The 13,677-nt window shown below is 63.2% G+C and carries 10 protein-coding genes; 3 read left to right on the top strand and 7 right to left on the bottom strand.

Annotated elements, in window-relative coordinates:
• Positions 1-6 precede the first annotated feature (6 nt).
• The 3 genes from tssM to tagH all read right to left on the bottom strand — a co-directional run bounded on the left by tssM (position 7) and on the right by tagH (position 6,427).
• The gene (gene tssM, locus JN279_RS31400; protein ID WP_096458813.1) at positions 7-3,570 is read right to left on the bottom strand and encodes a type VI secretion system membrane subunit TssM; all 3,564 of its coding nucleotides are present in this window, start codon (positions 3,568-3,570) and stop codon (positions 7-9) included.
• A gap of 22 nt (positions 3,571-3,592) precedes the next feature.
• Positions 3,593-5,074: a type VI secretion system protein TssL, long form gene (gene tssL / locus JN279_RS31395; protein WP_096455162.1), complete on the bottom strand. Its 1,482-nt coding sequence runs from the start codon at positions 5,072-5,074 to the stop codon at positions 3,593-3,595.
• A 300-nt stretch (positions 5,075-5,374) separates the two neighbouring features.
• On the bottom strand, positions 5,375-6,427 hold the full coding sequence (tagH, locus tag JN279_RS31390) for a type VI secretion system-associated FHA domain protein TagH (RefSeq protein WP_096455164.1): 1,053 nt from the start codon (positions 6,425-6,427) through the stop codon (positions 5,375-5,377).
• Positions 6,428-6,670: 243 nt separating this feature from the next.
• On the opposite strand from tagH, the gene tssI reads away from it, so the two are divergent.
• Genes tssI through JN279_RS31375 form a run of 3 tightly spaced genes read left to right on the top strand, consistent with a single transcriptional unit; the run spans position 6,671 to position 10,602 of the window.
• Positions 6,671-8,995, top strand: a complete 2,325-nt coding sequence (gene tssI, locus JN279_RS31385; protein WP_096455166.1) for a type VI secretion system Vgr family protein — start codon at positions 6,671-6,673, stop codon at positions 8,993-8,995.
• 10 nt (positions 8,996-9,005) lie between these two features.
• Positions 9,006-9,428, top strand: a complete 423-nt coding sequence (locus JN279_RS31380) for a DUF6484 domain-containing protein (protein ID WP_446720375.1) — start codon at positions 9,006-9,008, stop codon at positions 9,426-9,428.
• 10 nt (positions 9,429-9,438) lie between these two features.
• The gene (locus tag JN279_RS31375; protein WP_096455170.1) at positions 9,439-10,602 is read left to right on the top strand and encodes a hypothetical protein; all 1,164 of its coding nucleotides are present in this window, start codon (positions 9,439-9,441) and stop codon (positions 10,600-10,602) included.
• Between the two features lie 3 nt (positions 10,603-10,605).
• On the opposite strand, the gene JN279_RS31370 is transcribed toward JN279_RS31375, so the two are convergent.
• Genes JN279_RS31370 through JN279_RS31355 form a run of 4 tightly spaced genes read right to left on the bottom strand, consistent with a single transcriptional unit; the run spans position 10,606 to position 13,668 of the window.
• Positions 10,606-11,598, bottom strand: coding sequence for a hypothetical protein (locus tag JN279_RS31370; protein ID WP_202351130.1), 993 nt, complete (start codon positions 11,596-11,598; stop codon positions 10,606-10,608).
• A 47-nt stretch (positions 11,599-11,645) separates the two neighbouring features.
• Positions 11,646-12,734 carry a DUF2169 family type VI secretion system accessory protein gene (locus JN279_RS31365; RefSeq protein ID WP_202351129.1) on the bottom strand — a complete coding sequence of 363 codons (1,089 nt, stop codon included), beginning with the start codon at positions 12,732-12,734 and terminating at the stop codon, positions 11,646-11,648.
• A 3-nt stretch (positions 12,735-12,737) separates the two neighbouring features.
• On the bottom strand, positions 12,738-13,229 hold the full coding sequence (locus JN279_RS31360) for a hypothetical protein (RefSeq protein WP_096455176.1): 492 nt from the start codon (positions 13,227-13,229) through the stop codon (positions 12,738-12,740).
• Position 13,230: 1 nt separating this feature from the next.
• Positions 13,231-13,668, bottom strand: a complete 438-nt coding sequence (locus JN279_RS31355; protein WP_202351128.1) for a hypothetical protein — start codon at positions 13,666-13,668, stop codon at positions 13,231-13,233.
• Positions 13,669-13,677: the final 9 nt, after the last annotated feature.

Raw genomic sequence — 13,677 nt, 5'->3', positions numbered from 1 at the left:
CCCATCTCAAAACGCCTTCGGACAGCTGAAATCGGAAAATGCCGGAAGCAGGAAGGGGCTGGGGCCGGAGCCGGTCTGGATCGTATAGGTGACGTCGCGCCCGCCGATCACGAAGCGCGCCTGGATATTGCTGTCGGTACCGGTGATGGTCGCCTTGTCCATGAGCCGCTTCAGCGCCCATGGCCCTTCGAACTTGATGCTGGATTCACGGCCCGGCATCTCCGGCGTCAGGCTCAGACTGGCGGATCCTGAGGCCGCTCCGCTCGGCCAGGTCACTATGCTTGGCGCATTGCTCGCCTGGTTGCTCTGGACCGTCTGACCATCGACATCGAGCACCGCCGCATCGGCATCGCCATGCAGTGAGAACGGCGTGAAGGTGATGCTGACCGAGGGCAGCGAACCGCCTTGGGGAAAAAACGCGCTGCGGATTTCGGCCGCCTGCTGGAAGCTTTTCAGCGTCGATTTCGACAGGTCGCGGCCGAAGCGCGCATCCTGCTTCCAGCTCCAGTCCTGACCGCTCATGTCGATCAGCGATGCGAGATTCTGCGCGAAGAACCGGTCCATCAGCCCGCCCGGGGCGAACAGTTTCGCGAAATCCGCCATCGCCATGTCCTCGGCGCCATTGCCGGCGAAAGGATAACGGCCATTGATCGCCGCCTCGCAGGGCGCCGTGACCGCCTGGTCGAGCATCTGGTTCAAATTCGCCACCGAGGTCTCGGTGACGTTGCCTTCGAACTCGTTCGCCGTCGCATTGATCATTCTGGCGAGTGGCTTGGGCAGTCGCGAGGCATTGGCGCGAAGGGTGGCGATCTGCAGCTGCAGATTGGCGTTGACGCGCTCCGTCTGGGAAGGAACGTCGGTCGCCAGTTGCAGGCTCTGGTAGATCTCGCGGAAATTCTGGGTCAAGGCATCGATCGGGCGGTGTCCGGCAGGGCCGCTCACCAAGGCCTGGAACGATTTGAACTGCGCTTCGATATTGGCCCCGGGATTCTGGTTCTGCGCTGCCGCGGATCCCGTGCCGGCACGGCTTTGCGATTTTCCCGTGGCGATTTGTATGCCGATGCGCGCCAGGCCCTTGGCCATCTTTGCTGCGTCCTGAGACTGGCTTTGAAGCGTGCCGGCCTCAACTCCGGTGGCTGAGTCCTGGCCGGAAGCAGGGTTCCGCGTCAGGGCGGTTTCGTCGGCGATCGCCGTAAACAGCTGTTCGATCGGCGAGTTGGGCGAGGCGACGGCGGAAAGCACGACATAGTGCGGCTTGTCCTTCAGCATCGCCTTGAATTTCAACGCGTCGAGAACGCTGTTCCACGCCGTTGCAAACTCCTTCCCGTAACGATCGAGAAGTTCGGGGCCGAGCTTGAGCAACGCCTGGTCGATGCCGCCTTGCTCACCGCCGCCGCCGAGGACCCACTGGTCGTCGACCAGCATCTGCGCAATATGCGAGAGCTGTCCGAGATAGAAATGGTTGAAGCCGGCATAAGTATAGAGGCCGGGAACACGCAGGCCCGATAGATCGCCGCCGTCGACACGCTCGAACAGCAGCTGCGCTTCCGGTCCGCCTTTGACGGAAACCGAGAAATCATCCAGCGCTGCCGAATAGACCGCCGACTTGATCAATGCAGAGGCGCGGTCGGCAAGGCTCATGCGCCCGAGCGAACGTTGCGCGGCTTCGACGAGTGGCTGGTTGAGTTCGAAAACCGGATCATAGGCGTCGTCCAGGGCAAGCATGGCGCGCAAATGCTTTTCGAGCTGCTCGCGTCCGGCTCGGTTGTTTTCGCCTGGATAGCGGTTTTGCTCCCAATCCTGCTTCATCCACGAAACGATCAGCGCGTCGTCCACCTTCGGCGCCTTGCCGCCGAGCATCAGATAGATTTTCAACGGTTCGTAGAGCTCGGCGGGATCGGCCATCTTGGCCTGGATCGTCCGCTCGGCCTGGATCAGCAGGCGGGACCGGAACATGCGTTCCAGCGCTTGCCGGTAGGCCGTCTTGGACGCCGAAAGCAGTCTCTCCCGCTGGCTGAGGCCGAACGTCTCCTCGATCGGTGTCGGCACGTCGGCGGTTTCGAATCCGGCCGGCAGATCGCGCAACTGGTCGAGCGGGCCGATGACGTTTTCGAGGTCGACATCGGTCACCTCGGTGCTTTTGAGCAGCGCGTCCGACGTCGCGCGATACTGGCCCATGGCCTGCGTGGTGGAGGCGATCAGCGACCGGTTGGCCGTGAAGCTCAGGGCGAGCGTTCCGAGCGCCGCCGCTGCGATCAAAGCGATGGCGCTAAGCCCGGCAAATCTGGCGATCGCCGCACGCCTTGCCGCCGACTTGTCGTACGAGACCCAGCCGGATTCGGCAAAAATGACGCCCGTCAGCAGATCATGCAGAAAGAAGCTTTTGCCGGTTCCGGAAAGATGGGCGCGGGAATTGCTGCCGAAGCTGCGGCCGATCGCGCCCAACACCTGGTCGATTGGCGTTCCCTCTTGCGTGCCTGACGAAAAATAGAGGCCGCGCAGGCTGGCATTCACCTGGCTGCGGCCCGGATCGAACAGGCCGGCGACAAAATTCGCAATCCGGCCCTTCAGCGCGCCGAACTGCGCCGGAAAGCCAAAGACCGATATGCGCGCGGCCGGGTCGGCCTCTTCCTGAAGGCGGTCGGGCATCTCCTCGACCAGGCGTCTTGCCAGCGCGTCGAATTCGGCCGGGGCCTCGGCCGCCATGTTCCTGGTGCGATCGGCGGTCTGGAATGTCGCGCCCCAGACCTTGCGGCGGCGCGGCTCGTCGAAACCGCCGAAGTAATCCATGAAGCCGGAAACAAGATCGGCCTTGGTGAACAGCAGATAGACTGGAAACTGGATTTTCAGCGTCTCGTGGATTTCCCGCAGGCGGCTGCGGATCTCGACGACGTGGGCGTCAAGCTGCCGGTCGTCGAGGCCGATGAGATCGGCAAGGCTGATCGCCAGGATGACGCCGTTTATCGGCTGCCGCGTGCGGTATTTCTTGAGCAGCGACAGGAAGGCGAGCCAGCTCTTACTGTCGCTCTGGGCATTGGAATCCTGCGTCGTGTAGCGTCCGGCGGTGTCGATCAGCACGGCCTCGTCGGTAAACCACCAGTCGCAGGCGCGTGTTCCGCCAACACCGGCGACTGGCTGGGCATCGCCCGAACCGGCCAGCGGAAAATTCAGGCCCGAATTGACCAGTGCCGTTGTCTTGCCCGCGCCGGGCGGACCGATGATGATGTACCAGGGGATCTCATAGAGGAAATTGCGCTTGCTGCTCGACCGTTTGAGCGCGGCGATCGCCTCGTTCATCCGCGCCTCGAGCACCTGCGAGTCGCTATCCCTGTCGTCATTGCGGGCAATGGCGGTCTCCAGCGCCTTTTGCGCCTTGCGCATCCGCCAGAAACGCAATCCATAGAAGAGCGCCACGGCCGCCACGATCACGCCGATGATTGTGGCGCGCAGCCAAGCGGGACCGAGAGGACGGCTGTCGGCGAAGCGGATCAAAGGTCCGGCATACCACACTGCCGCCGCAAAACCGGCCAGCGCGATCATGCTGAATATCCGCAGCAGCCAACGCGTCATGGCCGCCTCCAACCGGCCCTGCTCACAACGTTTCCTCCTTGGCGATCATCACATCGACACGGCGGTTCTTGGCGCGGCCCTCCGGCGTTGCATTGTCGGCGATCGGCTCGTCCTCGCCCTTGCCATCCACCGTCAGTCGCGATGGATCGCTGAATTTCGGCGCCATCATGGTCTCGACGGCCTTCGCCCGGGCGACGGAAAGGTCGAAATTGGACTTGAACGGGCTCGATTTGCGCGGCTTCACATTGTCGGTATGGCCGACGATCCTGATGGGGCCGCGCTCGGGTTCCAGGGCGGCGGCGATATCAGCGGCTATGGGCTGGAACTCGGGTTTCGCATCGGCCCTGCCGGACTGGAACAACAGGACATTGCTGATTTCCACCACGATGAAGTCGCCCTTCGTGCCGATGGTCAGCCCGCCGGCTTCGACGTCCTTGGCCAGTGCCGAGCGGATGCGATCGATCTGCGTGGTCGTGGCTGCGGGAGGGGTGACTTTCACCGGCTCGGCCAACGGCGCCACGCTGGCGCGCTCGATGGCGATCGGCGTCGATGGGTTGAGTGCCAGCAATTCACCGGCGGTGGCGTCACCTTCATTGGTGATGAAGACCCGCAACGCAAAGAACGCCGCCGTCAGCAGTGCCGACGCCGCTGCCGCGATGGCCCAGAGCGGCAGGCGTGTCCACGACTGCGTCATCGTCGTCGCCAGGCCCTGCCAGCGGGGCGAGATGTCCTCGTCCGCGCGCGGCCTGAAATAGCGAAGCGTTTCGTAGACGTCGCGCCGAACACGTTCGAGATTGCTGTCCTCGCGTGTCAGGCCGCGATACTGCCCCTCATACCCCAGCGACAGGCAGACATGCATCAGTTCGAGCAGGTCGTAATGGGCCTCCGGACTGGCCAGGACCTTGTTCAGCGCTTCGAAAAAGCCCGTGCCGTCGGGCTCGACGTGGAAGAACTGCGACAGCATGCTGTGCTGTGCCCAGGTGTCCTTGCGCGGCCAGGGCAGGTTGCCGATGAGATCGTCGGCGGTTTCGCACAGGACAAATTTCGCAATCCGCGCATCCTCTTCGGCAACGCCTGCCTTCTCCAGTGCCCTGTCGAACTTGTCGATCGCCTCGGTGACATGGTCGGCCAACGGCTCCGCCTGTCTCTCGACGGGGATAAGCCTGAGCCGGCCGAACAGCATCAGCAATGGTGCGGCCGCGGCAAGGATCGGGTTTGCCGCGGAATATCGGACGCTGTCCGTGACATCGAGCAGGGTCTCCTGCGACAAAGCCGGAGCCGCCGCGGAAGGCGTTCCCTGATAAAGCACGGTCCCGGATGTCCAGCCGGGCGGCGTATGCCGGCCGACGCCGGGATCGAAGACGGTCGATTCCTTGATCGGCGAGGGTTGGCCGCCATCCGCGACGGGCTCCTGAGGGACGGGCGCCGGCTTTCGCTCGCGCCGTGGCGTGGCGCGAATGACGGTCTTGCCCGCCGGGCCGAAAGGATCGTCCTTCGAGTTCATCGCCGATCGTCCATCCGCGCCCGGCGCCCGCGCTCTTGCCGGACAGGCGCAAAGCTTTTCGCGGTCAGGTAAAGCAAGGGCGAACCCCGCGGAGCAGGGCAGTGTCTTGAGGACGGTCGGCTACTCCTTGCTATCCCGCCGTAAGATGACATTTGCCGCAGACCCCCAGGTCGATCAGGCTTACCCGCTTGGCGAATTGTCGTACGCGATCGTAATCTCAGAAAGTCTCGATTGGAACCGGATGCCGCGCACCGAAGAAGTGTCTTCTTCGGTTGTCGCGCCACGGCTCCCCGCAGGCGCCTATTTCTGCTTGTCGGCTTTGGCATAGGCTTCGCTGAAATAGGCCAGGAATATGTCCAGCATGCCGTTCTCGTGCGCTTCCTCCATGGTTCGCCATGTCGCGACAAAAGCGTCCCAGGCCTGGCTCTTCTTCGACGAGAACGACGTCGGCGGAAGCTTTCTTCCGATCGCTTCGGGAGACAGGTCGTCAAGCAGCCGCGACAGCGCGGCCTGCATGGCGGCATAGGTGGCGAATTCGTGCGTCTTGAGATCGCGGAATGCATCTTCGATGCTGCGCCTGGCATCGAGATAGCCGGCCCGGCGTCGTGCGAACATGATCTCGAGGATGTCGTCGGTTCCCGGAACGAACTTCAGCGGGTTGTTGTCGGCGGCGCTGATCATCGTTCGTTGCGTGCTCTTGGCCAGCATTTTCGCCGCCGCGCGCGCTTTGAGCAGCAAGGTCAGTTCCTCGACCACCGTGCGCAGCACCGCGCCGATTTCGGCGGCAACTTCGTGCGGGTCGCGCGACTGCAGCAATTCCGGCGAGATGCCGGCCGCGATCGCGATTTCCCGCAGCACTTCGTCCCTGGTCGAGGGCAGGGGCGGTTGCGACGGGAACGTCGATGCCGGAACGCGCTGCCCGGACCGTTGCCCTGCGGGATCGAAGAACGGCCCATCTCCGAATTCCAGGGGCCGGCCTGCCGCGACCGGCATTTCGCGCTGCGTTGCACCGTGGCCGGGATGACCTGTCGCGGCGCGCTCCTCGTCGATCGAGACGAAGATGACATAGCGGCCGATCAGCATCCGGTCGCCATTGGCCAGCCGATGCGGGCCGGTCATGCGCTGGTTGGATCCGTTGATGTAGGTTCCGTTGCGCGAGACGTCGTGCAGCCAGAACGCGCCTGCCTCGTAGCGGACCTCGCAATGCCGTCCCGAGATGAATTTATCGGGGTCCGACAAGGTCCAGTCGCAGGCATCGCGTCCGATTTCGAAGCTGCGATCCCGCGCCGCGTAGCCGGTCGAGAGGCCAGGCGGCAAGGCGTCGACATTGTTGATTTGCAGACTGATATACATCCAGGATCGCCACCGAACACTGATCGATACTCCACATTCTAGCAGTTTGCACATCCAACAGGACAGCGGCGTTTCGAACCGATGCATCGAGGTTTCCGCCGCCATGCGTCCTCTTTGGTCGCCGGGACAACATGTGGTAGGCTCAACATGGCCCGGTGCGGCGGGTCCTGAAAAGTTCCTGGTGAGAAGGCGGGAACTTCAAGTCCACCGCGCCGGCGGCCGCGTCCAGGAGGGGCACGACCCATGCCGAACGAACGTGCCACGGTTGTGCAGACGCCGGCCGGCGCCGAGCTGACCTTCACGCATCTTGTCGGGCGCGACGAGATCAGCCGTTGCTTTGCCTATACGGTCGGGTTCGTCGGCCCCAACGCGGGTATCGATCCGCTGAAGATGCTGGGCGGCGTGGTTTCGGTCGAAGGCGAATCCGATCCGAAACGCTGGTTCAGCGGCCTGGTGTCCGAGTTTCGCCTGACCCGCATCGAGGACCGGCTGGCCTACTACGAAGCGGTCGTCAGGCCGTGGCTCTGGTTTCTCGGCAACACCACCGATTGCCGGATCTTTCAGAACATGACCGCCGTCGAGATCGTCGAAAAGATCTTCTCGAAATACGGTACGGCGAAATTCGAGAAGCGGCTGCAAGGATCGTACCCCTCGCGCGAATACTGCGTGCAGTACGACGAGAGCGATCTGGATTTCGTGCAGCGCCTGCTCGAGCACGAAGGCATCTTCTATTTCTTCGAGCATGACGAGGGCAAGCACACGCTGGTGCTGTGCGATGCGATGAGCAAGCTGAAGCCGGCGCCCGGCTACGAGAAGATCCTTTACAATTTCGAGGGACAGGGTTCACGGCGCGACGTCGAATACATCACCGAATGGATTCCGGGCAGTTCGGTGCGGCCGGGGGCTTATGCCCATACCGACTATGATTTCAAGAAGCCTGGCGCCGACCTGATGGCGAAGTCCGCCCAGCCGTTCAGCCACAAGGAAGCCTCCGGCGAGAATTATCGCCAGCCTGGGGCGCATCTCGATGTCGGGCGCGGCGACACCCTGGCCGGTATCCGGCGCGAGGAACTCCAGGCCGTGCACCAGCGCAATACCGCGGTCGGAACCGTGCGCGGCCTCCATTCCGGCTGCACATTCAAGCTGGAAAGCTTTCCGCGCGATGACCAGAACCAGGAATATCTGGTGGTCAGCGCCGAATACAGGCTGTTCGATCCGGGCTACAGAACCCAGAACGAGGCCCACAGCGAGAATTACAAGATCGTGCTGGGTGTCGCGCCGACTGCCTTGCCCTATCGCCCGCCGCGCATCACGGCGCGGCCGATCATGCGCGGGCCGCAGACGGCGACGGTGGTCGGCCCTTCCGGCGAGGAGATATTCACCGACAAATACGCCCGGGTGAAAGTGCAGTTCCACTGGGACCGCCTGGGCAAGAAGAACGAAAACAGTTCCTGCTTCGTGCGTGTCTCGCAGACCTGGGCCGGCAGCGGCTGGGGCTTCATCCAGATACCGCGCATCGGCCAGGAGGTGATAGTCGACTTCCTCGAAGGCGACCCCGACCTGCCGATCATCACCGGCAGGGTCTACAACGCCTCGCAGATGCCGCCCTACGGCTTGCCGGGCAACGCGACGCAATCGGGCTGGAAATCCAACTCCTCGAAAGGCGGCGGCGGTTACAACGAGCTGATGTTCGAGGACAAGGCCGGCTCCGAACTGGTCAATTTCCAGGCGCAGAAGGACCACAACCTTCTGATCAAGCACGACCGCACCAAGCTCGTCCAGCACGACCAGTCCGACCGCATTGACCACGACGCCAAGCATTCCGTCGGCCACAACCTCGACGAGGACGTCGGCAACAACAAGACGGTCAAGGTCGGCGTCGACCAGACCACGAATATCGGCTCGAACGACACCGAGACGGTGGGCAAGAACCGCTCGCTGACGGTGGGGGCGAATGAGACGATCCACGTCGTGTCGAACTCGACGGAGAATATCGACGCCAATCACTCGCAGACGGTGGGGATTGTCCAGACCGTCACCGTCGGCGCTGCACGCATCGACACGGTCGGCGCGTCCGAGACACGAAGCGTTGGCGGGCCGCAGACAAACACCATCGGCGCGACGCGGTCGGTCACCGTAGGGTCAGCGCAGAGCCACGACATCGGGGCCGCGGACAGCTGGAACATCGCGGCGGCGCAAAGCGTCAATGTCGGCGCCGATCAGAGTTTCGCTGTCGGCGGGGCACAGTCGTCCGAGATAGGCAAGGCACGAACGGCCAAGATCGGCGCCGATGACGCCACCGATGTCGGTGGCGCGCATGCTCTCAAGGTCGGCAAGGGCAGCGGCATCCAGATTGCCGAAGACAGTTCGATCAATGTTGGCAAGAATCTGGTGATCGAAGCTGGCGACTCCATCACGCTCAAATGCGGTGACGCGACGATCACGATGAAGAAGGACGGCACCATTGTCGCTGACGGGAAGGACATTACACTCAAGGGCAGCGGCAAGATCACCGTCAAGGCCGACGGCGACGTGATCGTCAAGGGAAGCACGATCAACAACAATTGAGGGCGTCATCATGAAAGTGCTGGATCGCATCGACGGCGTCGTAATCGGCCTGCTCATCGGTTTTGAAGGCGGAGCGCCGCTGGTGGTCTTCGTCGGCAATCCGCGCGAGACGGCGATTGCGGCACGCAGCCTGACCGAACTGGACGTTTCGGCGATCGGTTCGGAACTGGCGCTCCTGTTTGAGGAGGGTGATCCGACGCGACCGCTGGTCGTCGGACGCATCGTCGATCCGGCACACAAGGAGAGGAAACTGTCGGTTGTGCGCGAAGGCGACCGTGTCGTCATCAGCGGCGAAGAACGCATAGAACTGCGCTGCGGTTTGGCGTCGATCATCCTGGAGAAGGACGGCCGCGTGACCATTCGCGGTACCCAGTTGACCAGCCAGGCGAGTGGGACCAACCGTATTCGCGGCGGGGCCGTGCATCTCAACTGAGGCATTGCCGATGCATCGCGTCGCGACGATCGCCGCCATCGTGGATCAGCACGCCGAAGATGCGGCTTTCCTCTGGCTTCGCCGTCGCCGGGAGATCGATGGCCCTATCCTCGATGAGACGGACATCGGCCGCATCGACCAGCGTCTCGAAGCCAATCTCGAAGGGCTCATGGCTGCCGGCAAAGCCGGCTGGGAAGCTGCCCAGGCCAGGTTCGCGGACTATGCCGAACCGGGTGAGCTTTTCGTGATTGCCGCACTGGCATTGCGTTGGGGTGATGCCGATCTGATTGAAGTCGCTCTCAACAGTGCCGCGACGCTGGGCGAGCATGGTTTGTCGAGCCTTTCCGCCGCGATCGCGCGCACGCCGCGTGAAAACCTGCGGCCGCTGGTGGGCAAATGGCTGGACACCCGGGATGCACTGCAGCGTTGTCTCGGCCTATCGGCGCTCTGGCACCATCGCGTGGATCCGGGACCGCGTCTTCCCGACCTGGCGAACCATTCCGACGCAAGGGTACGCTGCCGCGCTGTCAGGCTCGCCGGCGCGATCAAGCGCCGCGACGTCCTTCCGTCTGTGCTGGCCGGCCTTGACGGTGAGACGCCGAAGGAACGCTTGACGGCGGCCTTGGCCGCTTGCCTGCTTGGCGAAACGCGGTCCGCCCATCCCGTCATCGACAAGATCGTGCTGACGGAACCGGGGCTTGCGGCGGCGGCGATCGAGATCCGCCTGCTGACGAGTGCGCCGAAGGCCGGCAAGGGCTGGCTGCAGAAGCACCTGGAGCAGCCCGCGCTTCGCGGCGTGGCGACAGCGTCGGTAGGCCTGTTTGGCGATCGCGCGGTGATGCCCTGGCTGATCGAAAAAATGCGCGAGCCAGAACTTGTCGTTGCCGCCAGTGCGGCATTTCGCGACCTGTTCGAGGTTGATTTCGGCGACACTGACCTTTTTGTCGTCGACCCGGCTTTGCTCGGCAAGGAATTCGCCCATCTGGACGACACCGCGCTGCCGGTGGCCGACAAGGTCGAGGCATGGTGGGACGGGGGGCGGGGTGGGCGCGATCATCGACCTTTCCGGTCGATGCGCCTGTTGCGGCTCAACGCGTTGCGCGCGGCACTGGCCACAGCTGACACGCCGCTTGCCGATTGGCGTGTCACCCGCCGCTTTCCAGCCTGGATGTGAGTTTCAGCGCCGGGTCATCCGGGCCATCACCGCCGCGGCGCGCAGGCCGTTCTCCGAGGCGAGTTCGCAGACGGCGGTCTTTCCGGGCGCGTAGTCATTGAGGAAACTGTCGGCAGCCAGCATCAGCGCAAGCGCCCCACCGGCAGCGCCGATGTCGCCGATGGTCATGGCGGGGAAAGCGGTGGGCAGCGTCTCGCGGCGCGTGCGGTAGAAGCGTGGCCGCGTGATCAACTGCTCCCAACCGCTGTAGCGCTCGCCATTGCTGTTGCTGATGACAAAATCGATGTCGGGCTCTGATGGGCCCGATCCGGTCACGGCATCGCGCAAGGCGCCGAGCAAGGCACGACCCTGACTGTAGCGTTCGGAAAGAACGCTGTCTGTTTCTTGGGCCAGGCCCACGCCGTGGATGGCGGCGTGGACGGGCGCATTTCCTTCCGGGCTGCGCGTCAGCCGGACGAAGGCCGCCGCCTCGCCCGGAACAAGGCCTTGTGCGTTGTCTTCGCCTTTGAGGCGCCCAGCCTGCCCCAGTCGAGCGAAATCCGTGTCGTTGACGAGACTGTCGACCCCACCGAGCAGAACCTGCTCGACGCCTTGCTGCTCCATCATTTCCAATGCGCGTTCGAGCAGGCCAATGCTTGCGGCCGCGCCGCCGTCGGTTGCCCGTGATGCCGGGTGGAATTTATGTCCGGTCGCCGACATCACCGCCGTCAAGAAGGCCGGCGGGGCGATGTCGCCATAGGCCGGGTGATTGCGAAAGCTTTCGGGGGGTGTCAGCAAAATAGCGGTCCCCTCGGATGCGATCTTGCCGCTTTGCAATGCTTCGCCGATGGCTCTTGCGGCCATGTTGACCAGCCAGACGCCATTGCTTGGACGCAAGCGCCGGTGGGAGGGAATGCGTGCGACGATCTGAGTGGCGCCAAGCGGGTCGGCTAGCACTGTCTCCTCGAAGGCGGAGAGGCTCGCGCGAATTGCTGCAATGGTCTGCCGCGCGTTCAACCCTGCCGCGGTGACCGCACCGGCGCCTGAGACATAGAGCGGCCGCTTCATGGCTGCCAGACCGGCTGATCACGCAGCGTGCCGTCGCCGCCGAGAGGTGAAAGATACTCTTTGCGCTTACGTCGTGCCAAAAGCAGCGCCGGCGTGACATGGCCGAAAACAATCTCACGCAAAGCCGGGGCGTTGCGGCGCGTCACGAAGGACAGGCGTGCCTTCAGCGTTACGCGCCAAAGGTCCGGCTCGATGATCACAGTGTCCGGCGCAAAGGCGTGCACCACGACCCTGTCGTCATAAATCAACCTCACCGGTGCCGTGATCCGCGGCAGTCGGAAGCTCCAGCGTCCCGTCGGTGTGAGGCCGACGAGCGACACGTCCTCACCACCGGTAAGCCGCGGCAACTGCTGATCCGCCGGCGCGCAAAGGTGGTGTCGCGGATCGAAATCCTTTGGCGGCAACGGCCACTGCGTGTCGACCCAGTTCTGATCGTAGGTGCCCGCAAAGCCGAGCCGCGGCTGCCAGCCACGGCCCAGTGCCGCAAATCCTGCCGGCCTTGGCCGGTCGGCAGGGCTCAAGACCGGTTCGCCCGGATAAGTGATGTTCGGCGCCTGTGTCCTGACGGCAGGATCCGCCGAAGCGGCATGATGGAACCCGACGCCGACCGGATTGCGTGGTTCGGCTCTCCCATCCTGCGTCGTGCCGCCATAGGCGCGCTCGTAGACGATCGGCATCGTTCTGAAAGGATTTGGCGCGCTGTAGCTGCCGGCATCGTAGATGCGGTCGCCGGCGACATTCAGCACTTTGCGTACATTGCCTATGCTCAGGCCCACTTGCATCTCGCGCACCGGCTTGCCGTTCGGTGCATGGGCCGTTGCGTTGACGATCACTTCCGCGGCGGGCTTCACCGGGGCGATGTCTGCCTCGTATCGGTTGGAGGACAGGCTCGGGTCGCCGAACGGAACGTCACCGAACGTGACCGGCAACTGCTCGGCGGCCGGTCGCAATGCGCCGTTTGACTCCGGCGACTCGAAGCTCGCCGAGAGCATGGCCACAAGCACTTCCTGGCCGTCCGCATTCAACTGCACAGGGGTCGCGGCAGCAAAAGGTGTGCGGTTTTCGAGCCAGACGTCAAAGGCCATGGCTCAGCTCCAGTTGCCGTTCTCGTCGAGTCCGATCGGCCAGTACGGCATGCAGGTGAGCAGGCGCACATAGTCCTTGAGGCCTTCTTCGACCAGCCAGCCCAGCATGGCGACTTGCGGTGGAACGCGGTCGCCTGGCGGAAGCGTTCGGTTCAGTTCGTCGAACGACAGCCAGTATGTGCGAAAGAACCAGACAACCTCGGACGCGGAGGCGGGGCCGGCAAGTCGCTTGTCATAGGCCAGATCAATCGCTTCCGATTTTTTATAGCCGTCCAGGACAAAGGCTTCGACGCAATCTTGCCACCACGCATCGCCAATCTCGTATGTCGTCGCAAAGTCCGCGACGTATTGGGCATAGAGGCGCTTGTGCGCGTCGGTTGCATCGGCGAGCGGTCTTTCCCGGCCTTGATCGGGAATTTCTCCATAGAGATCGGTTGGCGCACCCAGCAATTGGCGCACGGCTTTCTCGACATTGTGCACGATCTTGAAGGCCATCTCAGCAGAACTCCTCGTCGGGAGATTGACCGATGGGTACGAAAACAAGGCCCCTGACCAGTTCATAGACATCGGGTGCGACGTTGGGCAGATCATCGACCAGCAGGTCGATCGGAAGCTGGAAATCGACCTCCTCGGTCTCTCCATCCGTCCCCCAGTCGCTTTCCTTTGTCTCGCCGCCGCTGGGGGGCTCGCGGCTTTCGTTATCGAGGTTCAGAGTATCGATCTCGAGGAAGTACTTGCGAAAGACATGGAGAACCCGAGGGTGAGCAGTCGGTCCGGCCGGCCACCGGGCTTCGAAATCATTCTGTGGAACCGAACCGACAAGCTCGGACGGATCACGAACAGCGTGGGCCTTCCACCAGGCCATGACCGCTGGCAGGATCGTACGCATTTCAGCGAGGTATCGCGCCTGAATCTCCTTGTAGCGTTTATCCATCTCCATTCC

Origin of the sequence: Mesorhizobium sp. 113-1-2, from assembly GCF_016756475.1 — a bacterium.
GTDB classification, from domain to species: domain Bacteria; phylum Pseudomonadota; class Alphaproteobacteria; order Rhizobiales; family Rhizobiaceae; genus Mesorhizobium; species Mesorhizobium loti_C.
This window is presented reverse-complemented; position numbering and strand designations above follow the sequence as displayed.